Origin of the sequence: Sphingobium sp. EM0848 (assembly GCF_013375555.1) — a bacterium.
Lineage (GTDB): Bacteria > Pseudomonadota > Alphaproteobacteria > Sphingomonadales > Sphingomonadaceae > Sphingobium.
The window spans coordinates 490,154-515,026 of the sequence record NZ_JABXWB010000001.1 but is presented as its reverse complement, the minus strand read 5'-3'; the positions used below and the strand labels follow the sequence as shown (position 1 = coordinate 515,026).

At 64.2% G+C, this 24,873-nt stretch carries 22 protein-coding genes, 1 tRNA gene and 1 other RNA gene; 3 read left to right on the top strand and 21 right to left on the bottom strand.

Features of this window, described 5'->3' with window-relative positions; genetic code table 11:
- Nucleotides 1-108: 108 nt before the first annotated feature.
- The 15 genes from HUK73_RS02560 to HUK73_RS02490 all read right to left on the bottom strand — a co-directional run bounded on the left by HUK73_RS02560 (nucleotide 109) and on the right by HUK73_RS02490 (nucleotide 13,515).
- On the bottom strand, nucleotides 109-1,353 hold the full coding sequence (locus HUK73_RS02560) for a site-specific integrase (protein WP_176590490.1): 1,245 nt from the start codon (nucleotides 1,351-1,353) through the stop codon (nucleotides 109-111).
- 190 nt (nucleotides 1,354-1,543) lie between these two features.
- A tRNA-Met gene (locus HUK73_RS02555) sits at nucleotides 1,544-1,620 on the bottom strand.
- A gap of 101 nt (nucleotides 1,621-1,721) precedes the next feature.
- Nucleotides 1,722-2,477: an A24 family peptidase gene (locus HUK73_RS02550; protein WP_176590489.1), complete on the bottom strand. Its 756-nt coding sequence runs from the start codon at nucleotides 2,475-2,477 to the stop codon at nucleotides 1,722-1,724.
- Entirely contained in the window at nucleotides 2,474-3,196 is a 723-nt protein-coding gene (gene gspN / locus HUK73_RS02545; RefSeq protein ID WP_176590488.1) for a type II secretion system protein N, read from the bottom strand. The genes HUK73_RS02550 and gspN overlap by 4 nt, the downstream gene beginning before the upstream one ends.
- A complete protein-coding gene (gspM, locus tag HUK73_RS02540) occupies nucleotides 3,193-3,681 on the bottom strand; it encodes a type II secretion system protein GspM (RefSeq protein WP_176590487.1) in 489 nt (162 codons plus the stop codon). The genes gspN and gspM overlap by 4 nt, the downstream gene beginning before the upstream one ends.
- Nucleotides 3,678-4,793, bottom strand: coding sequence for a type II secretion system protein GspL (gene gspL, locus HUK73_RS02535; RefSeq protein ID WP_176590486.1), 1,116 nt, complete (start codon nucleotides 4,791-4,793; stop codon nucleotides 3,678-3,680). Before gspL ends, gspM begins: the two co-directional genes overlap by 4 nt.
- Nucleotides 4,790-5,779, bottom strand: a complete 990-nt coding sequence (gene gspK, locus HUK73_RS02530; protein WP_176590485.1) for a type II secretion system minor pseudopilin GspK — start codon at nucleotides 5,777-5,779, stop codon at nucleotides 4,790-4,792. The genes gspL and gspK overlap by 4 nt, the downstream gene beginning before the upstream one ends.
- Nucleotides 5,772-6,413 carry a type II secretion system minor pseudopilin GspJ gene (gene gspJ, locus HUK73_RS02525; RefSeq protein ID WP_176590484.1) on the bottom strand — a complete coding sequence of 214 codons (642 nt, stop codon included), beginning with the start codon at nucleotides 6,411-6,413 and terminating at the stop codon, nucleotides 5,772-5,774. The genes gspK and gspJ overlap by 8 nt, the downstream gene beginning before the upstream one ends.
- Nucleotides 6,410-6,772, bottom strand: coding sequence for a type II secretion system minor pseudopilin GspI (gspI, locus tag HUK73_RS02520; RefSeq protein WP_176590483.1), 363 nt, complete (start codon nucleotides 6,770-6,772; stop codon nucleotides 6,410-6,412). The genes gspJ and gspI overlap by 4 nt, the downstream gene beginning before the upstream one ends.
- On the bottom strand, nucleotides 6,765-7,211 hold the full coding sequence (locus tag HUK73_RS02515; protein WP_369805507.1) for a GspH/FimT family pseudopilin: 447 nt from the start codon (nucleotides 7,209-7,211) through the stop codon (nucleotides 6,765-6,767). Before HUK73_RS02515 ends, gspI begins: the two co-directional genes overlap by 8 nt.
- A gap of 52 nt (nucleotides 7,212-7,263) precedes the next feature.
- Entirely contained in the window at nucleotides 7,264-7,743 is a 480-nt protein-coding gene (gene gspG / locus HUK73_RS02510; RefSeq protein ID WP_304413749.1) for a type II secretion system major pseudopilin GspG, read from the bottom strand.
- A gap of 10 nt (nucleotides 7,744-7,753) precedes the next feature.
- Nucleotides 7,754-8,971: a type II secretion system inner membrane protein GspF gene (gene gspF, locus HUK73_RS02505; RefSeq protein WP_176590481.1), complete on the bottom strand. Its 1,218-nt coding sequence runs from the start codon at nucleotides 8,969-8,971 to the stop codon at nucleotides 7,754-7,756.
- The gene (gene gspE, locus HUK73_RS02500) at nucleotides 8,964-10,511 is read right to left on the bottom strand and encodes a type II secretion system ATPase GspE (protein ID WP_369805420.1); all 1,548 of its coding nucleotides are present in this window, start codon (nucleotides 10,509-10,511) and stop codon (nucleotides 8,964-8,966) included. The genes gspF and gspE overlap by 8 nt, the downstream gene beginning before the upstream one ends.
- Nucleotides 10,508-12,691 carry a type II secretion system secretin GspD gene (gspD, locus tag HUK73_RS02495; protein ID WP_176590480.1) on the bottom strand — a complete coding sequence of 728 codons (2,184 nt, stop codon included), beginning with the start codon at nucleotides 12,689-12,691 and terminating at the stop codon, nucleotides 10,508-10,510. The genes gspE and gspD overlap by 4 nt, the downstream gene beginning before the upstream one ends.
- A complete protein-coding gene (locus HUK73_RS02490; protein ID WP_176590479.1) occupies nucleotides 12,688-13,515 on the bottom strand; it encodes a type II secretion system protein N in 828 nt (275 codons plus the stop codon). Before HUK73_RS02490 ends, gspD begins: the two co-directional genes overlap by 4 nt.
- 178 nt (nucleotides 13,516-13,693) lie before the next feature.
- On the opposite strand from HUK73_RS02490, the gene HUK73_RS02485 reads away from it, so the two are divergent.
- Nucleotides 13,694-14,341: a 2OG-Fe(II) oxygenase gene (locus HUK73_RS02485; protein WP_176590478.1), complete on the top strand. Its 648-nt coding sequence runs from the start codon at nucleotides 13,694-13,696 to the stop codon at nucleotides 14,339-14,341.
- 9 nt (nucleotides 14,342-14,350) lie between these two features.
- On the opposite strand, the gene HUK73_RS02480 is transcribed toward HUK73_RS02485, so the two are convergent.
- The 5 genes from HUK73_RS02480 to ssrA form a co-directional block, all read right to left on the bottom strand.
- Nucleotides 14,351-15,799: a CHAD domain-containing protein gene (locus HUK73_RS02480; RefSeq protein WP_176590477.1), complete on the bottom strand. Its 1,449-nt coding sequence runs from the start codon at nucleotides 15,797-15,799 to the stop codon at nucleotides 14,351-14,353.
- Between the two features lie 153 nt (nucleotides 15,800-15,952).
- A complete protein-coding gene (locus HUK73_RS02475; protein WP_176590476.1) occupies nucleotides 15,953-18,637 on the bottom strand; it encodes a TonB-dependent receptor domain-containing protein in 2,685 nt (894 codons plus the stop codon).
- An 89-nt stretch (nucleotides 18,638-18,726) separates the two neighbouring features.
- Complete coding sequence (locus tag HUK73_RS02470; protein WP_176590475.1) at nucleotides 18,727-20,334, bottom strand: hypothetical protein; 1,608 nt, start codon at nucleotides 20,332-20,334, stop codon at nucleotides 18,727-18,729.
- A gap of 281 nt (nucleotides 20,335-20,615) precedes the next feature.
- Nucleotides 20,616-20,999: a tetratricopeptide repeat protein gene (locus HUK73_RS02465; RefSeq protein ID WP_176590474.1), complete on the bottom strand. Its 384-nt coding sequence runs from the start codon at nucleotides 20,997-20,999 to the stop codon at nucleotides 20,616-20,618.
- Between the two features lie 291 nt (nucleotides 21,000-21,290).
- Nucleotides 21,291-21,635, bottom strand: a transfer-messenger RNA (tmRNA) gene (gene ssrA / locus HUK73_RS02460).
- Between the two features lie 33 nt (nucleotides 21,636-21,668).
- Between ssrA and HUK73_RS02455 the strand changes: the two genes are divergently transcribed.
- Both HUK73_RS02455 and HUK73_RS02450 read left to right on the top strand, forming a co-directional pair.
- Nucleotides 21,669-22,445, top strand: a complete 777-nt coding sequence (locus tag HUK73_RS02455) for an NRDE family protein (RefSeq protein ID WP_176590473.1) — start codon at nucleotides 21,669-21,671, stop codon at nucleotides 22,443-22,445.
- A 75-nt stretch (nucleotides 22,446-22,520) separates the two neighbouring features.
- Nucleotides 22,521-23,111 carry an aminodeoxychorismate/anthranilate synthase component II gene (locus HUK73_RS02450; RefSeq protein ID WP_176590472.1) on the top strand — a complete coding sequence of 197 codons (591 nt, stop codon included), beginning with the start codon at nucleotides 22,521-22,523 and terminating at the stop codon, nucleotides 23,109-23,111.
- On the opposite strand, the gene HUK73_RS02445 is transcribed toward HUK73_RS02450, so the two are convergent.
- Nucleotides 23,108-24,862 carry a chloride channel protein gene (locus HUK73_RS02445; protein ID WP_176590471.1) on the bottom strand — a complete coding sequence of 585 codons (1,755 nt, stop codon included), beginning with the start codon at nucleotides 24,860-24,862 and terminating at the stop codon, nucleotides 23,108-23,110. The two genes, HUK73_RS02450 and HUK73_RS02445, sit on opposite strands and share 4 nt — an antisense overlap.
- Nucleotides 24,863-24,873 lie beyond the last annotated feature (11 nt).

The following is a 24,873-nucleotide window of genomic DNA, read 5'->3' as shown; positions in this document are numbered from 1 at the left end:
GCGGCTGATCTCCTTCGGGTATCGCCAAGGAACTGGCGCGGGCGGTCGGAATCGAATCGACATTTATTACCATCGCGGATTTTGAAACGCTCCCGATTCGCGAACGCTTTATTCAGCAATTTTCTCGAAACCTGGCACATCGAGAATTCTCGCCAACCCAGCCGCCGAAGCAATATCAATCAAGAATCGCTCCCAGGCGGCAAAGCCGCTCGCGCGGAGTTCCAGTTCCTGGTTCTTGTCGTACACGCCCTCGATCCCCTTGCGCTTGTGATTAAGCATTAGCTCAGCGATATCGCGGTCGATGCCGATGCCTCGTGCATGAGAGCGGAATGTCCGCCGAAGATCGTGGAAATGCCAGGAGGGAATCTCTCGAACCGAAAGTTCCCTCATGCGCTTGAGGACACGATCGCGCACCTTGAACCATCCACAGAGCTGCGGTCCGTCAATACGACTCGAGGGGAAGAGCCATTCATGGTTGGTCTGCGCGAGCTTTCGCCCCCAAGGCCCAAGCATGATGATGTTCTCCTCGCCGTTTTTGGATCGCTCAGCGGGTAGAGTCCAAACCCCGCCCGCGACCTCACGGGCCGGCGCCCCAAACAGCTCGTTTCTCCGTGCCGCGGTCAAGAGAAGGAGTAGGACGCCGCGGCGACAGCCGTGAGACTCCGGTAACAGCGCCTGGAATAGACATCCGAGCTCTTCGGCGCTCAGGAACCGCTTGTTCGCCTTCGGCCCGGTGGCGAACCAGTTGGAATTGAGCGAAGGAGCAGGATGCGCCTGCAATTGGATTCCGGCCATCTTGCCCTCGCGCCCCGCACACCATCGCAGGAAGCAGCTTAGTTCGCCGGCCAATTTGTTTGCCCGGTCCTTTGAGCTTTTGGCCTTGTCGTAGACGGCATCCCAACAATCATCGTCCGTGAGGTCATTGAGCGTCTTTCCACCCAGCCTCGGTTTAATGTCACGCTCGAAGATGATTTCCTTGTCCGCCAGAGTGCGGGGCTTGAGCGTCTTACGCTCACCGCGCTTCATGGTCGCCATGTAGAGGGTGTGAGCGTCTTTGACCGTAACCCCCTTCGCCTTTTCGATGCGAATTCCAATACGAGGGTCCTCCCCTCGTTCGATCGCGTCGTTCAGGCCTGAAGCCCATTGCCGCGCCGCAGCAATCGAGTGGGCCGGAAACCCTCCGAGCTTCAGGGTGATAACCAGGCCAGACTTCGCGACCCGGCGGCGGAACTGCCAAACCTTTCGGCCGGTGCCACTGACGATGACACAAAGACCGGCCACCAACGGGTCAGGATGCTTGCCCTCGCAGAGGGCGTCGATGCTTGAAGGGCTGAAATTCTGGGCTTTTCCCATCGTAACCTCGGCAATGCGAGGCGATAAAACGATGACACAAATAATGACACAACGGGCGTCCAAATCTAGCTCAGACTGACCAAATTTGTCGAAGTCGGCAAACGACCTGCTTGTGCGATTCGTGACAGCTTCACCACCTCAAACCGGCGGAAAACCGCCAAAAAAACGTCGTTCGAGGTGGGGAAAGGAATGGTAGCGGAGGAGGGACTTGAACCCCCGACACGCGGATTATGATTCCGCTGCTCTAACCAGCTGAGCTACTCCGCCCCATGGGCATCCCGCCGGGCAGTGCCCTGCGGTGAGGCGGCGCTATAAGCAGCGTGAACGGACGGGTCAACCGGGTTTGATGCGCTTTCGAAAAATTCCGTTCATATCTGAAGGGCCAGCGTCGAAAGCCACCAGCCCGGCACCGCGGCAACGGCCAGAAACGTCCCCAGCGGCACCCGCGTCGCGCCATCCACCGTCCGGCCCACCGCCATCGCCGCCAGAATCGCCAGCAGCCCCAGACTCGCCGCCAGCAACAGAATGAAGGGCAAGGCCTGCCAGCCGAACCAGGCACCCAACGCCCCCAGCAGCTTGGCGTCGCCCAGCCCCAGCCCCTCGCGCGCGCGCATCCACCGATAGCCGAACGCCACCGCCATCAGCGCCAGATAGCCTGTCACGGCACCGATAACCCGGTCCGCCAGCCCCGCGTCGGTCGTCCACAATCCGATGGTGAAGCCCAGAAAGGCCAGCGGCAAGGTCAGCGCATCGGGCAGCCAGAAATGCCGCTTGTCCAGCACCGCCAGCGTCAGCAGCAGCCAACCCAGCAATGCCCAGCCAATCCCGCCCGGATCGGGCGCGAAGCCCAGCGCCAGCGCGCCGATGATCGCGCACCCCGCCTCCATACGTCCATGCAACGGATCGATCGCCGCGCCGCAGGTCCGGCAACGGCCGCGCTGCACCAGCGCGCTCAACAGGGGAATGAGATCGGCCACGCCCAGCACCCGCCCGCACCCGTCGCAGGCGGACCGTCCCCGCGCGACGCCCTGCCCCTTTGGCCAGCGCAGGATCAGCGTGGAGAGAAAACTTCCGGCGATGGCGCCTGCAATAGCACCCAGGCCGGCAGCCAGCGGTTGGATCACAATGTTCCTTCAATCTTCAGCAGGCGCGCACCTCCCACATCGGCAAAACCCGCCCTTGCCAGCGCTTCGCCCAGAGTCGCGTCCGCCGTCTCCACGCGCATCTCCGCTACATAGCGACCCGAGCGCCAGATGCGCAGATTCACCTTCTCCAGCCCCGACTGGCTCACCAACGGCAACAACAGCGCTTCGCCGTCGCAACTCGCCACGCCGGACAGACCCTGCGACAGGTTCAGTCCCGGAAACTGTCCCGCCATCTGCGCCCGCACCCGCCCTTCGGCATGGCCGCAACGGTCGCCGGAAAACCACGCCGACACATCCTCCATCACAAAACTGCTGAGCGGTAACGGGGCAAAGGTCCGCCCCAGCGGCACCGCGCCGGTGACATCATCAATGCCGATGCGCCCGAATCCGACGGTCATCGCCCCCGCCAGATCATCCGGCGCGCCGGTGCGCCGCCAGATGTCGAACCGCGCCCGACCGACCAGCAACGATAGCGGCGACAATCCGGCCCGGACCGACCCCAGAGAGGTCGTGCCCAGCATCAGCCGGTCGATCCCGCCGCTCCAGACCGTGCCCTGCACTTCCCGCGCGGCAACGCCCAACCGCTCCAGCCCGGCCATGCCCAGCGCGATCCGCATCGGCAGGAAAATCAGAAAGCCCAATGCAAAAAGCACGATCAACGCGATCCGCATCCGGCGAGAGAGAGACAGGCCCATCATTGCCCGCCGCCCCGCACCAGCACCGCCTGCACCGATACGCTGCCTGCCGTGGGAGAAGCGCGCGCGCTCATCGTCTCGACCCGCACGCCCTGCGCCTCCAGCGCCGCCAGCCAGGAGAAGAGCGCCACCGGCCGCACCGACGCAATCGCCATGTCCAGCCGATCCGTTCCCTGCGCCTGTGCCCGCTCCAGCGTCAATCCGGCCTCGCCCGCGCTCTGCCCGACAAATTGGTCGAGCGGCACCGATGCCTGCGCGGCGCCGGACGAACGGGGCAGGGATTTGAGCAGCTTCACCTTGGCACGGATCGCCGCATTGCGATCCGTCGCGTCGCGCAGCGCGTCCCGTGCCGAACGCTGCGCCATGTCGAGCGGGCGCAGCACGCCCAACCACAGGATCACCACCGCCAGCAGCGCGAACATCACGCCCAGCATCCATTGTTCGCGTGGAGAGCGTTCGCCCCACACATTGCCGAGACGTTCCATCATGATCGCACCGTAATGTCCGCCAGCGTCCGCCCGCCCGGATCCTGAGAAGGCGTCGCCGTGATCGTGAAGCCCGCCGCCTGAAGCGCCAGCAGCACGATGTTGATGTCATCCGCCTTGGCGGAGGCGAGCGTCGCGCGAATCATCCCGTCCGGATCGCGCGACAGCGCCGTCAGCGACACGCCGGGCGCGTCCTGCAACGCCTTCATCAGCCCCGACACCGGCGCGGTGAAGGCATAGCCGCCGGCCCCGCGCGCCGCGAGTTGCCGATCCATTTCCGCCTCCGCCTGCACCAGATCGGTCGCGCCGGACACGATCTGACGGGCCTGGGCCAGACTGCTGGCGTCGAGGCGGCTCGCCGCGAAATGGGCCTTTGCCAACCCGACCAACGCAATCGCCAGCGCAACGAACAGGATCAGCCCGGACCACAGAGCGATCCGTCCCAGCGCCCGCTTGTCGAAGGAGCGCCGCACCCTTTTCGCAAAGTCGCCCTGCCGCAGATCCAGCGGCGGCCTTTCCAGCGCGGCGATGGCCCGGGCATTGATCTGTTCGGACGGGACATCCCACACCATGGCGTCGCCGATCAGTTCCGGCAGCGCCAGATCGCCCGCCAGCACCATGCCCGCGCCGCGCAATACCGTCGCACCGCCGACGATGCCGCGCTGAAAGCCTTCCTCCACCTCGGGCAAGAGCAACGGCGCAGGCACCATGATGTCGGGGTCCAGCCCATGATGCTGCGCCCAGAGCAGCCAGTGCTGCATGTCCGCCCGCGCCGCGACGGCGACCATATGCGGATTTGCCGGATCGTCATTCTCATTGGCCGCCGCAAAAAGCTGGTCGGCGGGCACAATCCCCCCGGCGAGCGCCGCCAGCCGCGCCGCCGCCCGTCCCTGCCGAGGAGGAAGGTCAGGATAGGAGGCCGCATGCAGCGTCACCAGCGCGGCCGGCGGCACCAGCATCACCACCATGTCATCGGGCAGCGCCGTCAGCCCACAGGCCGCCAGCCAGTTCGCGCCTGCGCCGCTCTGTACGATGGCGCCGTTCGCCACCCGCATCCACAGCGGCTCCGCGCCCGGCTCCTCGGCCAGCGCGACGATCAATCCTTCCGCGCTCATGCGCCGGTCCCCCAATTGCGGCGTATCAACATAGCCGGCGTCTGGCGCGCGTCGATCAGCGCCCGTTCGACCACCTGCGTTCCACCAACATCCACCGACACTTCCACTCTGAAAAATCCCGTCGTCAACTTGACCTGATTGGCAACCTCTTCCAGCGGACTCAGCCCCGCCAGAGCGGGCACGGCCCAGAACGCCACCGTACTGCCGTAACCGTCCGCCGGACGCTGCGCCAGCAATTGCCGGGCCTGCGCAACGCTGATCTGCCCCTGCATCAGCATCGCGAAAAGCGGCGCCTGTTCAGGCAGCAATGTATTGATATTGATCGGCGAAAGGTCCGCCGTCGGCAGCGCGCAAACCCACGGCCGCACCAGATCGTAGATCGCGGGCGTCACCCCATTCACCGCGCGCAATTCGCTGGGATCGACCATGAAACGGTTGGCGGTGCGATAGGGGCGCGCCGCCTGCGCATAGGTTTCATCCTCCGCGCCGCCCGGCTGGGGCACGCTGTCCGTGTCGATCCAGTCCGCCAGCGAAGCCGCTGCCCCCTGCGCCTGCCGCGCGTCGACGCCCAGGGCCTGCAAGAGCGCCTGAAACTGGGAAACGCCCACCGGCCGGACCTTGAGGTCGGCTTCGCTTTCGCCCGCCACCACGCTGTTCAGGTTGAAGCAATTGCCGCCGTCCGTCACCCGCGCCGTCGCCATGCCGCCCGGCACCGAAATCGCCTGCGGCGTGCCCATCCAATTGCCGGCCAGCGTCGTCTTGCCCGGATTGGCCGCCACCAGATCACCGATCCGCAAGCGCGCAATCTCCGTCCCGGCATCGGCAAAGGCGCGCGCCTGATCGACCGCGCCGCCATTGCCGGTCATCCGCGTCGCCAGCGCCAGCCGCTCCAGCGCGGTCGAGGCGACCACCGCCATCACCGCCACCAGCAGCAGCACCGTCAGCAGCGCCGCGCCGCGCTCGTTTCTCTTCCGGGGATCAGCCATTTACCGCCGCCCCTTCCAGTTTTTCCACCGGCCCCGGTCCGACCAGAAAGCGCAATGTCACCGGCGGCTCGCCCGTTCGCGTCACTGTCATCTCGACAGCGCGCGGCATCAGGTCGGGCTGGGTCGGCACCCATTCGTCGCGCCACTCGCCCCCGGCATCGCGAAAGCGCAGCGCCACATCCTCGACATGATCCAGCAGCGCCGCCGGCTCATCGCCCGCCGCGCCATCGACCTGCGCATAGGTCCGCCGCTCCAGCCGCCCCTGCCGCACCCAATATTCGACCTTTTGCAGCGAAGGCCGCGGCAAATCGCCCAGATTGTCCCAACCGCCCCGCACGAACTGGAGAACGGGTACGCTCTCCCCCTCCCGATGCGACCAGAAGGCAGGCGCCAGCGTCCCCGATTCGGTGCGGCTGATACGCGGCACCGCCTGCCCCAGATCCGCCGCCAGTGCGCCGCCCGCGCGCTGCACCGCCGCCATGTCGTCCAGCCTCAGCTTGATCTGCGCCTGTGCCGACACGCTGTTGCCGAGCAACAGCACGCCCGCCGCCGCCAGCATGGCGAAGATCATCAATGCAACGAGCAGTTCGATGAGGGTGAAGCCCGCTTCGTCAGGGAGCGATGGCCGCTTCATTGCACCACCCGCACGAAGCTCAGCACCACCGGCGAGGCTCCCGGCTGTCCGTCGACGGTCAGACTGACCTGCAACAGCCGTTTGTCGTCGGTCGCTTTGACCTCCCGCGTCCAGTGCCAGCGGCGGCCGCCATTATCGACATCGCCCTCCTCCGACCCGAGCGAGGGCGGCGCGGGATCGGTCTGCACCTCCACCATCAGGTTGCGCGCGACGATCTGGCCCATCGCCTTGCTGTCGAGATCGGCCGCCGTGTGCAGGGTCACGCCCTGCAAGCGCACCAGCGCCAGCGCCGCAAGGCTGAACACTGCCAGCGCGACCAGCATTTCCAGGAGGGTAAAGCCCTGTTCGCGCTTAGCCACCGACCATGACCTTTCCGGCCATGTCGATCGAAACCGATACCCGCTCACCCTCGCGCGCCAATGTCACCGTCATGGGATCGGTCGGCAGGCCCGTGCCGTCGAAACCGATCTGCTGCCGCCCATCCTTGCCGACGAGCGCCCGCGTGCCTCCCTTCCAGTTGGCGGTGACGAAGGGCTTGTCCTCCAGGGGCACCCATTGCCCCCCATCGCGACGCTGGAAACCATAGCCGGAGGCCGAAACCCACACCCCCATGGGACGCGAGGTAACGACCGCTTCGTCGCGCGCAGCGGCAATGCGCGCGGCGAAGCGGTCGGCATCCTCTATCACCCGCCCGCGCGGATCGGGAATCGCCAGCACCACAGCAGCCGAAATGAAGCCGATGATCGTCAGGACGACCATCAGCTCAATAAGCGTGAAGCCGTGTTCGGCGGAACGCAGCAAAGGCGTGAAGCCCTGTTCCCCGTTGGTCCCCAGCGGAGTCGGCAGCCGTTCAAAGCTCGCTGGAGTAGATGTCGGCATTCTCATTCTCGCCACCCGGCTGGCCATCGGCGCCCAGCGAACTGATGTCGAACGCGCCCTTCCGGCCCGGCACGGTATAATGATAGGGTCGGCCCCAGGGATCGTTCGGCAGCTTCTTGATATAGCCGCCGCGCCGGTAACGCTGCGGCTGGGCCAGCGAAGCGGGCGGGTTGATCAGCGCCTGCAATCCGTCCGTGGTCGACGGATAGGTCAGATTATCGAGCCGATATTGCTCCAGCGCCTGCTCGATGGTCGAAATATCCGCCTTGGCCTTTTCGACGCGCGCGGTGTCGGTCGCGGGGATCACGTTGATCGCCACGATGGTCGCCAGCAGACCGATGATGACGATGACGACCATCAGTTCGACAAGCGTGAAACCATTTTCGGCGCCCCGCCGCTGGCATGGGCCTTCGCGCAGGGACCGGATGGATTTCATGTCGAGCAACTTCATAAACACTCCTTCAGGCCCCGGTGAGGCTCTGCAGTTGCAGGATGGGCAGCAGGATAGACAGGATGATGACGGCGACAATGCCGCCCATCGCGATAATGATGACCGGCTCCAGCATGGCGAGCGCAGCGGAGGTGAAGCTGTCGAACTCCCGTTCCAGATAGTCCGCCGCCCGCTCCAGCATGGTGTCGAGCCGCCCCGCGCTCTCCCCGCTGGCCGCCAGATAGACCAGCAGCGGTGGAAACACCCCCACCCGACGCAACGCCGCCGACAGGCTGCCACCGCCGCGAATGGCCTCGACAATCTCCTCCGACGCCTGTCGCAGCACCCGGTTGTGGACGGTCTGGGTGGTGAGCGACAAACCCTCCATCAACGGCAGGCGGCTCGCCACCATGGTCGAGAGCGTCCGCGCCATGCGCGCCGCATGAAGATCGCGGATCAGGCGGCCCAGCAGCGGCAGACGCAACAGCATGGAATCGAAACGATAGCGAAAACTTTCGACTTTCATCGCCCGCCAGAAACCGAAACCCGCCAGCCCAATCAGGATCAGCAACAACCACCAATAGCCCGCAAGAAAGGCCGAAACCCCCATCACCATCCGCGTCAGCAGCGGCAATTGCTGGCCGACCGTATCGAACTGCTCGACCACCTTGGGCACGACGAAGATCATCAGCGCCGCGACCACGCACACCGCAAAGGCCGCCAGCACGCTGGGATAGGCGATTGCGGTCAGCACCTTGGACCGCATGACCGCCTGCCGCTCCATCAGTTCGGACAGCCGCTCCATGATCGTCGGCAGGCTACCCGAGCTCTCCCCTGCTGAGATCATCGCGCGATAGAGTGCCGGAAAGCTCTTCGGCTCCGCGCCCAAGGCGTCGGCCAACCGCCGCCCTTCCAGCACGCCCGAATGCACCTTGCCGACAATCGCCTGGACATGCGCCTGCTCGCTTTGCCGCCCGATGGTGCGCAGCGCCTCCTCCAGCGGACTGACCTGGATCAGCGTCGAAAGCTGCCGCGTGAACAGCGTCAATTCCTTGGCCGACAAGCGCGGGGCGCGCAGCGACAGGCCCGCCCGCTTCCGCGCTTTCTCCACCGCCCCCGGCTCGATCCGCACGATGAACAGCTTGCGCGCATCCAGCTTCGCCCGCGCATCCTCGACCGTCTCGGCCTTGATCGCCCCTTTGCGTTCCTTGCCCGCGGGGTCGATGGCGATATAGTCATACTCAGCCATCAGCGATGGTTTCCACCTCGCCCGCATCGCGCCGCGACACCCGAATGGCTTCCTCCGCCGTGGTCTGCCCGTCGCGCACCAAGGCCCGCGCCGCCGACCCCAGATTGGGCGCGTTCAGGAAAGCATGACGCGCAATCAGCGACTCATCGCCGCCGTCGTTGATCAACCGCCGGATCGTATCATCCACCCGGATCGCCTCGAACACCCCGATCCGCCCCTTATAGCCGGAGCCGTTGCACTCCTCGCACCCCCGCGCGCGATAGATGATCGTACCCGGATCGAAGCCCAGCAAGGCGCTGGCCGACTTGTCCGCCTGCACCGGCTCACGGCAATGCTGGCAAAGCCGCCGCACCAGCCGCTGCGCGATCACCGCGCGCAGGGTCGAGGCAAGCAGAAACGGCTCCACCCGCATGTCGCGCATCCGCGTGATCGCGCCCACGGCATCGTTGGTGTGGACAGTGGAAAGCACCAGATGGCCCGTCAGCGAGGCCTGCACGGCGATCTCCGCCGTCTCCCGGTCACGGATTTCACCGACCATCACCACATCGGGGTCCTGCCGCAAAATCGCCCGCAACCCCGCCGCAAAGGTCAGCCCGACCTTGGCATTGACCTGCGTCTGCCCAACCCCCTCGATCGCATATTCGACCGGGTCCTCGACAGTCAGGATATTGCGCGTCCCGTCATTGAGCTGACGCAAGCCCGCATAAAGCGTCGTCGTCTTGCCCGATCCGGTCGGCCCGGTGACGAGGATGATGCCGTTCGGCTCCTGCAACCCCTCCCGGAAAATCCGGTCCGCCGCGCCCGCCATGCCCAACAGGTCGAGGTTCATGCCCGCATTCTCCTTGTCGAGAATACGCAGCACCACCCGCTCCCCCGCCCGGCTCGGCAGGGTCGACACGCGCACGTCGAGCAGCTTCCCGCCCAGCGTCAGCCCGATCCGCCCATCCTGCGGCACGCGCCGCTCGGCAATGTCGAGCCGCGCCATCACCTTGATGCGGCTGACCACCACAGGCGCGACATGCGGCGGCATACGCAACGTCTCACGCAGCACGCCATCGACGCGCATCCGCACGATCAGGCCGGTTTCATAAGGCTCGATATGAATATCCGACACGCCCTGCCGCGCCGCCTCGGCGATGATGCCATTGATCAGGCGGATCGCAGGCGCGTCGTCCGCGCTGTCGAGCAGATCGTCCGCCGTCGGAATATCGGCGGCCAATATGTCCAGCTCATCCGCGCCGACATCGATGGAACCGGCCATCGCGGCCGCGCTGCCTTCCATCGCATAATGGTCGGACAAATGCCTGTCGAACTGGGAGCCATCGACGAAACGCACGTCGAAGCTGCGCGCCAGATGCCGCCGAACCTCCAGCAGGACGCGCGGATCGCTCCCCTCGCGCACCGCGATGGTCAGCCGCTCGCCTTCCTGCGCCAACATGACCACGCCATGTCTGCGGGCAAAGACATAGGGTATGTCGACGGCGCGGGGCGCCACATGCGGGGGTATGGGATCAGGCTCGATGGCGGCTGCTTCGCTCACCGCTTGTCTCCGCTTGCCGGGATTTCGACGGGACGCACGACACCGCTCGATTGGCGAGCGGTCGGCTCGATGATTTCGGCGGGCGGCTGGACCACGCTGTCGCCCGGCTGCGGCGCGGCAGCGGGCGGCGTCGCGCCCATATAGTCGCGCACCAGTTCATCGATGCTCGGTTCGGCGTCGGGATTGCGCTGCAACTGCATGCCGCGAATATAGCCGTAACGCTGCTGCGTCAGCTTCTGCGCATCCTCCTTGGACCGCAGGATGGTCGGACGAATGAAGACCATCAAATTGGTCTTGGTCCGGCTCTTGCTGCGCGACTTGAACAGTTCGCCAAGGCCCGGAATATCGCTGAGCAGCGGAATTCGCTCTATGGTCTTGCGTTCATTATCATCCAACAGGCCGCCCAGCGCCAATATCTCGCCATCGTCGACCGTCACGGTCGTCTCGATCTCGCGCTTGTTGATGATGAGGTCGCTGTTGCTGTTGGAAACCGGCCCGGCGACGCTCGACACTTCCTGTTTCAGGAACAGCTTGATCGCGCCTCCGGTGTTGATCTGAGGCTTCACCTCCAGCTTGATGCCGACATCCTGCCGCTGGACCGTGCGGAACTGGTTGTCGAAATTCTGGGACAGCGCCTCGCCGGTCGTCACCGGCACCTGCTGGCCGACGAGAATGGAGGCCTTCTGGTTATCCAGCGTCATGATCGAGGGGGTGGACAGCACATTGCTGTCGGTATCGGACTTCACCGCATTGATGATCGCCCCGAAAATACCGTTCTTGCCGATCTGGGTACCAAGACCGCCGATGATGCCGCTCGCGCCCGTCAGGCTGTCGACCGCAGCCTGCTCCAGCGTGCTCGCAAGTTGGCTGTTGGTCTGCGTCTCGGTGGTCGTGACCGTTCCGTTGCTGATGACGGTCGTCTTGGTCGTCCCCAGCTTATTGGCCGCCACAGCCCCAGCGATCGTCAACAGATTGGGGGAAGCATTGGAGTAATTGGTCGCGGCAAAGCCCGTCTTGGTGCTGCCGATCAGGAACTGCACGCCCAGCTTCCTGGCGGCGGCATCGCTGATCTCCACGATGATCGCCTCGACCAGCACCTGCTCGCGCCGCGTGTCGATCTGGCGGATCGTTTCGCCCAGCATTCGCTGCACGTCGCTGTTGGCCGCGACGATGATCGCATTGGCGCCCTCATAGCGGGTCACGATGGCCGGGCCGCGCGTCGAAATGCCGTTGCCGCCCGATCCACCCGAACTCGCCACCATCGACGAAGCCGCAGGCGGCACAGCCGAAGGCACCGATCCCGCCGCCGGGGTCGAAGCCGTCACCGCCGAACTGGTCGATTGCCCGATCAGTTGCTGCAACACCGGCAGCAGCTTCTCCGCATCGGCATGTTCCAGCCAGTAAACGCGGATCTCCGTCCCGCTCGCCGCCTGACGGTCAAGGTCCCGCGCCATCTGCGCCAGTCGCGCCACCGTCCCGGCATCGCCCCTTATGGCAACCGCATTGCTGCTGTCGATCGGCACGATGGTCGCTGGCTTGGCCGCCCCTTCCCCGCCCGTCGTCACAAGGGCCTGGAGCGACGTCGCAATCTCCCGCGCCCCCGCATTTTTCAGCACGACAGTCGTGGTCGACGCCGTATCCCGGTCGATCCGCGCGATCACCTGCCGGATACGCCCGATATTATCGGCATAGTCAGCCACGACCACACTGTTCCCGGCGCGGTTCGCCGTCACGGAGCCATCCTTGCTCACCAGAGGCCTCAGCGTTTCCAGCACACTGGCTGCATCGATGGAGCGCAGCCGGAACACCTCCGTCACGAACTGATTGCGATTGGCCGCCCGCCCCACGGCGCTGGGCTGCCCCGCCGCGCCATCGGCTGGCTGAATGCGATAGGCGCCACCCGGCGCCGGCACCGCCACCAGTCCATTTGCGCGCAGGGTCGACAGGAAAATCTCGAAATATTCCGACCGCGACAGCGGCCGATCGGTTACGACTGAAACCTTCCCCTGCACACGGTTGTCGATGATGAAGGTCCGCCCCGTGACCCGCGCCGCGTCCTGGATAAAGGCCCGGATATCGGCATCGCGCACGTTCAGCGTCTGTTGCGCCATGACGGGCGAAGCGATGGGAGTCGCCAGAGCGAGAGCCATGGCGGCGGAAAGAAACAATTTTCTGGTCATTGGCCTTGCAGTGTCAGGTTGACCGAAGACACGGCCGCACCGCGTTCGACAGTCAGGGAAATGCGCGCGCCGGGCATGATCCTGCCCTGCAACGCCTGAAGATCGCCCACCGATCCGACCGGCTGGCCGTCAATCTGGGTGACGATATCGCCGGGCTGAAAACCGGCATTCTGGAACCCCGGCCCCTTGGCCGTCAGAATCAACCCGGTCACGCGCCCATTCTGCATCCGGGGCGTGAAGCCAACGTCGCGCTTCAGACTGTCGGCAGTCGGATTGTCCATCCCTTGCTGTGGAGGCGGCGGGCCGGCGGGCGTTCCGCCTTCGGGCGCGGCGGTCGGCGCGGGCTGCGACTGGTCAAGGAAAACCTGCTCCTCCGCCCCGCCGCGATCGATGGTGATATGATCGAAGGCAACGGCTTTCAGCTTCACGCCGGGCATGATCTCCTCCCCCACGGCAAAGCTGTTCTGCACCCCGTCCGGCCCTGCGACGATGGCCGAACCCAAGCCCGATCCTTCATTCAACCTTATGCCATAGACCGTCAGCGCCAGAGAGGTGACGACGCCACTGCCCGTCTGTTGCGGGCCGCTGCGATAAAAGGGGTCGAAACCGGAAAAAAGCGACTGCCGTTCGGCAAGCGAAGGAAACTGCGCCTGACGCCCTTCCCAGGGACCAAAACTGCCCACCGGCGTCAGCAACACCCAGACCAGCCAGGCGCCCTGCAAAGCCAGCACGCCCAGCAGCAGCTTTTCAACCACCGCCAGCCAGTCGATGGGCCGTAGCCGCCCGCCGAATTTCAGGATATTATCGCCGAAAGGCACACGCATATGCGTCGATGGTCCCCCTTGATACCGGCGCCTGCTAGGCAAATGCTTTTACTGCCGGATGACATTTGTGTGACGTTTTCGTGACAGGCGCAACGCGGAAACGACGGTGCTTGCATTTCACGCGGCCGGCGATAGCAAGAGGCGCCTTCTTCCAGGCCCTGCTTTTTCAGGATGAGTGATGGCCGACAGCCCACCCCCTTCCGCGCCCGACGCCGATCCCGCCTGGATCGCCGGACATCCCCGCGTTCAGCGCGTCCCCAGCCGGGAACTGACGCTGTTCATCCAGCGCGATTTCCTTTCCGGACAGGAATGCGCCGGCCTGATCGATCGGATCGATGCGCATCGCCGTCCCTCCACCATCGCGGACGCCAATGGCGACGGCTATTTCCGCACCAGCGAGACCTGCGACCTCGATGCGGCCGACCCCTTCATCGCGGCCATCGACGCAAAACTGGCCGCCTTTACAGGCATCGATCCCGCTTATGGCGAGCCGATCCAGGGCCAACGCTATGCCGTGGGGCAGGAGTTCAAGGCGCATACCGACTATTTCGAACCGAAGGGTCCGGATTTCGAGCGCTATTGCGCTGTCGCGGGCAACCGTACCTGGACCTTGATGGTCTATCTCAACGAACCGGCGGCCGGCGGCGCAACCCGCTTCGTCAAGATCGGCAAGACGGTTCAGCCCGAAGCCGGCAAGCTCCTCGCCTGGAACAACCGCCTCGGCCCCGATGACTATAATGCCGCCAGCATCCACCACGGCATGAAAGTGCGCAGCGGCGTGAAGCATGTCATCACCAAATGGTATCGCGAACGCCCCTGGACCTGATCGCGTCCGTCATCGCCAGAAGCGCGGCGCCTCCAACAGTCCAGCATGAGCGCAGGCCGCCGCCGCCAACAATTTCCGCTTCTTCTTCGGACCGATCCCAAGCCCCGCCTCATCCAGCCCATAATGGGCCAATAGTGCGGGTGCGGCGACCAGATCGTTCAACTCACCCAGGTCCGTCTGCACATCTTCCAGCGCCGCGATGAATTTCGCCTGCCGCCGCCGTTCCTTCTTTCGATCGAAGAGGCCCGCAAAAAATTCGGAGGCATAGCGCAGCTTTTTCGCATCCTTGCGGACCTCATGCCGGGCTTCGTCGCTCAACCCGGCAAGATTTTCGCCATCCTTCGCGATCCGCTTGCGCAACCGCTGCAATCGCCCGGCGGCAAAATCGACCGCCGCCCCTTCCCGCAAGGCCGCAGCCTCGCCATCCACCTGCCCCACCCCCAGAGTCAGCCATTCAAGCAGGTCGATCTGCAGCATCCGCACCCGCGCCGACCGCAACCATTGCCCGGTCCGGTCGTGCACCTGCACCCGGATCGCCTCCAGCCGCTCGCGCAGATCCTGCGCCTCGATCCGCTCGACCAGCACATCCAGATTGCGCGCGTCGCCCAACACTCCGGCCAGCCATTTCAATTCGCTCTGGAAACGCTCCACATCCGCGCGAAGCAATATCGGCCGGAACAGAGAGAAGGATGACCGCAGCCGCCGGATCGCCACCCGCGCCTGATGCAGCGCCTTGGGATCATAATGGTCCAGCAGCAGCGCTTCATTGAGCCGATAATGACGCAGGCAAGCCCCGGCTATCCGCAGAAAGGCTTCGCCCGCCGTCATCGAGTGGACAAGCGGAACCGGCTCCGCCTTGACCGCCACCTTCACGGCCTCGCGCAACCGATAGCCACGCTCACTCTTGGTCAAGACGCCGGGCCGCACCGGAACCTCCGCATCGATCCGTCGCGCCAGGGCGAAGAGCGCCACGGGCTCGCCGCTTTTCAGTTCCAATTCGATTTCGCAGATTGCCGATTGCCGCCCGTCGGCGCGCACGCATCCCTGATCGAGCACCAATTCGATTTCGGTCTCATCCTGCACCGCCATCCATGTCCGCCGCTCGACATCGACATGGAAGACAGGCTCTATGACATGCACGGCATCGCCCAGCATCGCCGCAACGGGCGTGCGCGTATCGAGCACGGGCGTCTCGCCCGCGACCGGCATTTCCCATTCGGCCCGCGCGAACAGTCCGGCGTCGCCTTCATTATCGGCCTTGACCGTCTGGACCAGCCTTTCGCCCGATCGCCGGATGCGCAGGCTGACCCCCCTTGCGGCCAGAGCCTGGTCCGGCGTGTCGAAATAGATGGCGCGCAACGCCGACACGTCGCTTTCGCCGGGCAGGAAGGCCAGCCGTTCGAACGCGCCCACTTCTTCGCGCGCCAGTTCCAGCTTCAGTTCGACTTCCTGTTTCACGGGTCGCTCCGCGCATCCATGATGATGGCTGGTGGAGTGGAGCCTCTATCATGAACCCGCCTGCGGCGCGAATCGTTCAGAATCATGACGGCCGACCCGTCCGGGACGGATCGGCCGCTCGACGCCTCTGACGGGAGCCAGAGTCTGGGGCGTTCAGAAGGCGACCGTCAGCGAAGCCGCGATGGTCGTCCCGATCTTATATTTGTTATAGAACACCTTGTTGCCGTTCAGTTCCTGGAACTCCTGGAATTTCCGGCCGGTGATGTTGCGGGCCTCGAACTTCACCTCGCTGTTGATGCCGCCGGGCAGCTTCACACCCTGCCGCGCGACGAAGTCCAGCGTCAGACCCGGCTTTTCCTTGATGTCGGGCTGAAGGTTCGGACCACGGCTGGTCACGCGCGGACTGGCATAGGTCAGCAGCAGCGTCTGCTGCGACAGCCTGTCGGTATCCTCCAGCCCAAGCTGGAAGTTCACCAGATGGTCCGACTGGCCGGTCAGCGGCACGCCATCCTGGAAATAGTCCGACGCCGCAGGCAGCGGGCCGGTGGTGTAGCTATAGGGGATGGTGGTGTCGCCCTCCCGCACCTTCAACTTCGACTTGGTGTAGGTATAGTTGCCGATCAGCACGATCCGGCGGCTCTGGAAGAAGGCGCCGTCCGACCAGCTATCGAGCGGCAGATATTTTTGCGCCTCGATCTCCGCGCCATAGAGCGTCGCTTCCGGCGCGTTGGCGAAGCTGGTGGAAACGTCATATTTGTCGTTGATCGTGGTGTAGGTTTCGATCGGATTGTCGATCTTCTTCCAGAAACCCGCCACCGTCAGCCGCTCGTCACGCCCCATATACCATTCGGCGCGCGCTTCCGCATTCCACAGCTGGCTGTCCTGCAGGAACGGGTTGCCGCGATAGAAGCGATTGGAGTCGGTGTCGATATAGGGCTGGGCGATCAGTTCGCGGAACTGTGGGCGGGCGATGGTCTTCGACCCGCTGAGGCGGAACTGAAGGCCCTTGGACGCTTCGAAGGTGATCGTCGCGGCGGGCAGCCAATAGCTTTTGTCGATCCGGTTCACCGGCGTCACGCCCGTGTTGTAGACGTCGACACCCGTGACCGACTGCTGGCCCTTTTCATAACGCACGCCCGCGTCGATGGTCAGGCCCGGCACCAACTCCGCCTTCACCTGCCCATAGCCGGCATGGACGCGCAGCGCCGCGTCATAGACCGGATAATTGCCCGAAAAGTCGAGCAGCGACATGTCGTAAAGCTGGATCGAAGCGTCCGAAAGCAGATAGTCGGGCCGCAACTGCTGCACCGAAATCGGCAGATTGGTCGCGTCGAAATGCAGTTCGTAACGCGACGAGGTGCGCTTCGTGTCGGTGAACGCATAGCCCGCCGTCAACGTCAGGTCCGACGAGAATTTGTAGCTGAGGTCAGCGCCCGCCGACCACAGATCCTCATTCAGGTCGCTGAAGGTGATCGACGCATCGCCGCGCTGGCGGTTCAGCGCATTGATGAAACGATCGCCGACCGGATCGACGCTGAGGTCGCGATTGGTCCGCACATATTCGAATTCGCGCTCATAGGGCGCTTCCCGCTGCGAATTGGCGTAGCCGCCGCGCAGGTCGAGGCTGAGGGCGTCGCTGAGCTTGAATTCGCCGACCATCTGCGTGTCGATCAGCTGCCGCTCATACCAGGCGGTGTTCTGCTTCATATAGTCCGCGCCCGCGATCGCGCCGTCATTGCGGCCGAGCGACAGGGCGCCGCGCTTCAGCGTGTCGCGGATATAGACGTTGGTCCAGCGGACCTTCTGCTCGCCCAGTTCCAGACCGACGCCGAACAGGGCGTTGAGCGTGACCTCATTGTCGGTGTTGACCTGCACCGCGGACTTGCCCGGTGCATTTTCCAGATTGAGCGAAGCCTGCTGCAACGATTCGCGCGTGCGCCATTTATTGCTGTAGGAGGTGGTCAGCAAAAGGCCCAGGCGCCCGTCGCTGCCAACGTCGAAGGACGTTCCGGCATTGAGCGAACCGGAAAAGTTGAAGGGCAGGCTGTTCGTCCGCTGCAACACCGACGTCTTGGCGTTGAGGAACTGCATCGAAATCGCCTGCAAATCCGTGCGCGGGATGTTCGAGAAGGGTACACCACCCTTGAACGCCTGCGCCAGCAGCGGCGGCACGTCGCGCGAACCGTCGTCAAATCCGGTCCAGTCGGACTTGGCGCCATAATAGGTATAGCCCAGCTGGCCCGAGGTTTCGGTATTGGCCGAACTGCCGACGCTCAGTTCCAGATAGCTTTCGACCGGGATCGCCTTGGTCGTGAGGTTGATGACACCGCCACCGAATTCGCCGGGGAAATTGGCCGAATAGCTCTTCTGCACCAGGGTCGAGGCGATCACGCTGGTCGGGAAGATGTCGAGCGGCACGACGCGCTTGAGCGGTTCGGGACTGGGCAGCGGCGAACCGTTGAGCAGCGCCAGCGAATAGCGGTCGCCCAGGCCACGCACATAGACATAGCCGCCCGAAACGACCGAAAGGCCGGTCACGCGCTGAAGCGAACCGGCGATGTCGCCTTCACCCGTGCGCTTGATGTCGGCGGCCGACAGCACGTTGACCACCTGCGGCGCAGCCTGCGACACGTTGGTGGAGCGGCGGCCGGTGACGATGATATCGGAACCGGGAATGGAAACATCGACCCGGCCGGCCTGCGCATCGGCTTCCTCGGATTGCGTGGGCGTGCCCGATGTGGCGGGCCGCGCGGGCGCACTGTTCTGGGCCATGGCGGCAGGCGCGACCAGCGCGGTGGAAATCAGGAGCAGGCGCGCCATGTTCAGCGGCTGTGACATGCAAATGTCCCCCAAAAGAAATTCTGTGCAAAGAAGGCGGGGAAGCGTCGGATGCACGCTTCCCCGCCCCTGTTGAGGTCAGGAACCGATCAGGCGGTCGGGATGGCGGTGCAGTTCTTGCTGCTGCTGCCGAAGCTGGCGGTCACGGAGTTGCAGGTCCAACCGGCATACCAGGTGTCGTTGCTGTCCTTCACCGCGCCGATGTAATTGGTGGTGACGAAGTTGCTGTCGATGGTCTTGGGATCGACTGCGGGCACCGCCGCTTCGGTCGCACCATTGATGAAGATGCTGGTCAGCGAGGGGGTGTAGGTGGTGTAGTTATTGTTCGGGTCCAGCGTGAAGATCGACTGGATGACCGACGTGCTGACCGTCAGCGCAGCCGTGCTCGAACTCTTGAACGGCGTGGAATTGCACTGCATCACCACCGACTTGTAGACCGGCTTGCCGGCATCCTGCAGCGCGGGGTCGGCGTCGCGAACCGTCGCCGGGCTGTCGATACGCAGACAGCTCTGATTGGGGCTGACGATGATGCCGTTGACCATGGCAAGGTCCGCGCCACCGCGCAGCATCATCGCCGCGCCGTCATCGCCGGTGTTCGACCGCTGAATGTGGGTGAAGTTCGCCACCTTCAGATATTGGCGGGGCAGCGCATCTTCGGAGAAGCTGGTGCCGGTGGTCGAACCGTTCGAGTCGGTTTCGGTGAAGGTGTCGCCGATATTCGCATTGGCGCGCTGAACCGAGATGATGAACTGCGCCGTCCCGCGGAAACCGACGTCGGTGTCGAGATTGTCGTCCTCATTGCCGGTCAGGACCAGATATTTCATATGGGTCGAACCGCCGAAGACCTCGATACCGTCATCCGAACTGTTGTGGATCTGGATATGGTCGAGCTGCGTGCCGGTACCCACGCCCGAGGGAGTGAGGCCCTGCAATTCCTTGCCGTTCGCCAGGACGAAACCGGAATAGCGGATCTGGACATAGCTCATGCGGCCCGAGTTGTCGGCGTCGTCCGCGCCACCATAGATCGCGCCGGTCGTACCTTCCGTATCGCGCTGGCAGGCGGTCGTGCCGGGCGCGGCATTCGGCGCCTGATCGCAATCGGTGATCTTCGCACGGCCCAGCAGCACCACACCGCCCCACTGACCGGACGACTGGTCGTTGGCAGCGCCGGTGACATTTTCACGGCTCGTGAAAACGATCGGGCTGGAAGCGGTGCCGACAGCGTTGATCTTGTTACCCCGGTTGACCGCCAGATAGGCGTTGCCGGTGCTGGCGAAGACCACGACGCCCGGATCGATCGAGAGGGTGACGTTGGAGCCGGTGCTGGCCGCGCCCTGGTCCGTACCGACATCGACGCGGCCCGGCAGCGAGTAGATGACGCCGGCGGTCTTGGCGATCGCCGTGGTGCTGTTGAAACGGGCCGGGAAACCGCAATTCCGCCAGGTGTTCGTGCCGTCGGTGATCGTGCCGAGGTTGGCGAGCTGGTCCGAGCCTGCAATCGCCGGGCAATCGGCAGCAGGCGTCACCGCGGTGGGCGTCGGGGTCGGCGTAGGCGTCGGAGTGGGTGTCGGGGTCGGCGTGGGCAGAACGATGGTGCCTTCGCCGGGCGAAGCGATATCATCCGCACCGCAAGCGCTCAGTGCCGCACAGGCGCAGCCCGCCATCAGGATCGTTTGAAAACGGTTAATCTTGGCCATGTCGTCTCCGCTCCGGCGCCTGCCGGTTTGTGATGTGATGCGGAGCGCAAGGGGTATTTGAAACGGACAACGCCCCCTGTCGCCCTACGTGGGCGGCAGCTAGGCGTTACAAATGACATCATCATTTTGTTTCTGTGACGAATGAGAGTCTTATAAATGACAGTTTGAAGACTTTTATTGCATTTAAATGACACGGCGGCAGTTGCCATAAAACAGCAGGGGCGCCGCCCTACGCTAGGCGACGCCCCCTCTCCCTGCACCCCGGGCTTGCGCCACGCGCTTTAGCGCATGGCGTATTGCGTTTCCAGACGGCCCATCGCCCGGCGCGCGATATCCCGCGAAAAGGATTCCTTCCCATCCGCCGTCACCAGCAGCGAATCCGGTGCGAAACGAGCCGCTTTATAGGCGGCATGCGCAGCCTTCACCTTCCCCATCCCGGCATAGGCATTACCCAGATTGATCAGCCGCGCAGGATCGTTGGCGGCATCAGGGCGCACCTCTTCCAAACGCCGTGCCGCATGGGCATAGTCACCCGATACCAGCGCACCGGCAGCCAGACGACCATCAGGCACGCCGACGACGACCATCTCGTCAGGCGCCGCGAAAGCCACAGTCGGCGCGAGCGCAGCCAGCACCAGACCGAAAGTCGCAGCCACCATTTTCATTCAATCTCTCCTGAAAAAACTTTTTAATATAGCCATGAGTATTTCACTTTGATGACAAGGCGACAAGGGCAGGAGAATATCCCGAAAATGATTTTTATTCCTTTAAAAATAGATAGTTATGATTTTTACACATTACTGTCATAAAACTGCAATCGAATGTTGAGGCGCCCCATGAACATCGATTCGAATCGACAACGGGCAACGCGATCCATCGGCCGCGCGCCGCAATGAAACAGGGGGAATGGGATGAAGGTCCGGAGGGTTCTGTTGCCCGGCCCCTCCGGCGGCCGCTGAATTCCCTTCTGTTGCCCGGTGGGTTCAACCGCGTTCTTTTTGAGTAATGTCCGGCCGTGAGGCCATCAATTACGCAGCAAGAGCAAGAGCCTCGTTATCGTTGGCACTTGTGAGTTTTGAACCTTTTTACGGCGTACTCAGGCCGGGTGAAGGCACCGCTTTTCAACACACGTCGATCCTAGTTCGGCCCCGTCACGTACCCCGCAAGAACGGGGAATGTGGTGGAGCCGCCGGGTACCGCCCCCGGGTCCGCTGCGCCTATTGCACGACACGATTTATCACCATAGCCGGGCGAACCCGGCACCGGCCTATATGGAGAGGGCCGAAGCGTTTATCAAGCCGCTATAAAGCCGACCGAAGGAGGGTATTTCAAGCATGTGCATCATGGCCATGGCATGGGCAGCGCATCCGCGCTGGAAACTGATCCTGATCGGCAATCGCGACGAACTCCACGCGCGCCCCACCGCACCGCTGGCGCGCTGGCAGGACGAACCCTCGCTCCTCGCAGGGCGCGACCTGCAATCGGGCGGCACCTGGATCGGCGTGTCGGACGCCGTCAAATCCGCAGGGGGCCGCGCCGCCATCGTCACGAATCTGCGCGGCTATGGCGCGCCCTCCCCCGACCGTGCATCACGCGGCACGCTGGTGACGGACCTGCTGACCGGCAAAGGCGCATATTCCGATCCCCAGACGGCGAGATTGGAGGATTTCAACCCCTTCAACCTGATATGGATCGACGGCCTGCACGCCCATTTCCTCACCAATCGCCCTGCCCCCGTTCGTACCCATCTGACACCCGGCCTTTATGGCCTTTCCAATGGCGCGCTCGACGCGCCATGGCCCAAGACGCTGGCGCTTAAGACGGCCTTGCTGGACTGGCTGGTGGCGGGCGCAAAGGACCCGCTTGACCTGTTCGACGCCCTGCGCGCCGAAAGCATGCCGGACGGCGGCATCGTCCCGGACGCGCCTTCCGACGCACCCGACGAAGCGGCCATTTCCCCGATCTTCATCCGCAACCCGGTCTATGGCACGCGATGCAGCACGATCATCGCCATGGACGCGCAGGGCCATGGCACGATCACCGAGCGCCGCTTCGACCCTCACGGAGAACGGACGGGCGAAGACAGCATCGGCTTCCATTGGCCGGCCTGAAGATCGTGGACGACCGTCATCCGTCCCCCCTTCGCCCCTTCCCCCCGCCCGCATCCCGCGCTAAAGCCTCCCGCCATGATCCTCGTCATCGACAATTACGACAGCTTCACCTGGAATCTGGTCCATTATCTCATGGAACTGGGCGCACAGGTGGAGGTGGTGCGCAACGACGCCATTTCCGCCGGGCAGGCCCTGTCCAGCGGCGCCAGCGCATTCCTACTGTCCCCAGGCCCCTGCACCCCCAATGAAGCGGGCGTCAGTCTCGACCTCGTCGCCGCCTGCGCCGATGCCAAAATGCCGTTGCTCGGCGTGTGTCTGGGCCATCAGTCGATCGGCCAGCATTTCGGCGGCAAAGTCGTGCGCGGCGGCCTGATGCACGGCAAGACCTCCCCGGTCAGCCATGACGGGACCGGCCTGTTCGAAGGCCTGCCCTCTCCCTTCATCGCGACGCGCTACCATTCGCTGATCGTGGAGGACATTCCAGAGAGCCTCATCGTCAACGCCGCCAGCGAGGACGGATCGGTCATGGGTTTCCGCCACCGCGACCTGCCGATCCACTCGGTCCAGTTCCACCCGGAAAGCATCGCCACCGAACATGGCCATGACATGCTGGCGAATTTCCTGAGGATCGCCGGCATCCCGGTGAAAGAGCGCGAGCCGGCCTAGCTTTCCCCAAACAGTTCACGCTGGGAGGATTCGACCTCCTCGAAATAACGGCGCCGGGCATGTTTCTCGGTCAGGACACCCAACACCATCCCGCTGGCGTCCACCACCGCCAGTTCGTCCGCGCCCTCCCGGTCGAACAGCGGCAGGATCGCGCGGATGTCCGCCCCCGGCTCCAGCCACGTATCGCCCAGCACCGCCAGCCGCGCGACCGGCGCATCCCCCTCCAGTTCCGGCGCATAGGCCGCCGCCGTCGGCACGATCCCGCCATAGCGCCCCGCCGCATCGATCATCACCGCCTTGCTCGCCGATCCCAACGGCACGCGGATGCGGAACTCAGCCACGGTGCAATCGTCGCGCACCGACACCCAGTCGCGCCGCATCATCCGCGCGGCGGTCAGGTTCATCACCCATCCGATATCGCGCGGGCTGCGTATGCTCGATCCCCGCAGATGCAGCCGCCAGGTGGAGAAGGAATAGCCGAACATCTCCCGCGTCACCGCGCTCGACAGCAACGATGCCGTCAGCACCACCCCCATCAGCGCGAAGTCATGCGTCGTTTCCAGCATCAGCAGCGCCAGCGTCATCGGCCCGCCGACGATCGATACGCTGAGCGCCGCCATGCCGACCAGCGCCGCATCATTGGGATCGACCCATATCCCCATGCCCGCCGCATTGATCGCGCCCGCAAAAATCTGCCCGGCCAACGATCCCAGAAACAGGGAGGCAAAGAACAGGCCGCCCCTGAAACCGAAGCTCAACGAAATCACTGACGCGGCGATCTTCAGGCCAAGCACCAGCAGGAGCACGGTAAAGGCCGGTTGCAGGACAAGGTTGAGGTGCAGCGCCCCGTGCCCCGCCGAAAGGGTCTGCGGCGACGCCAGCGCCAGCGGCATCAGCAACAGCCCGCCGATCAGCGGCTTCCACCGCCCCAGCCGCGTCCAGCCCTGAACGCGAATTTCCGCAAATGTCACCAGCCGCATGACGAACATGCCCAGAAAGGCGCACAGCAGCCCCAGCAGCGCAAAGAGCAGATAATCGCCCGTCGTCACCACCCGGTCCGCCGTGGTCGCGATCAGCCACGGCTCCACGCCCAGCGTCCGCGTCACGAACACGCCGGCCAGCGCCGCCGCAACCACCGGCGCAATGGCCGAGGGCGTATAATGGCCGATCACGATCTCGAAAGCATAGAAAGCGCCGGTCAGCGGCGCACCGAAGGCCGCGCCCACCGCAGCCCCCGCGCCCGCCCCCACCAGCGTCCGCAAATCATTGCGCCGCAGCCTCAGCCATTGCCCCATTAGCGAAGCGAAGCCGCCGCCCATCTGCGCATAGGCCGCCTCCAGCCCGACCGAGGCGCCCATGCCGTTGGAAATGACGGTCTGCGCCGCAATAACAAGATTGTCGCTCGCCGGAATCCGTCCGCCATGCAGCGCATTGGCCTCCACCACGTCGATCGGTGCGCGCTTGCGTCCCTTCAGCAGCAGCGCGAACAGCATCAGCACGACCCCGCCGGCCGGCAGCGCCAACAATCGCCAGGGATGATGGATGGCGCCCAGCGCGCTCAGTCGGTTAGCCGTGACGCCGTAGAAGAGTTGCTGCAATCCATGCGCCAGAAATTGCTGCACATTGGTCATCAACCCCGCGGCGAGGCCAGCCAGCACCGCCAACAGGATGAACGCCGCCTCGCTTTCCCGTAGGCGGCGGCGCTGCCGGATGGCGAACGACCAGAACAGCGATTTCCACCCACGGCGCATCCCACCCGACA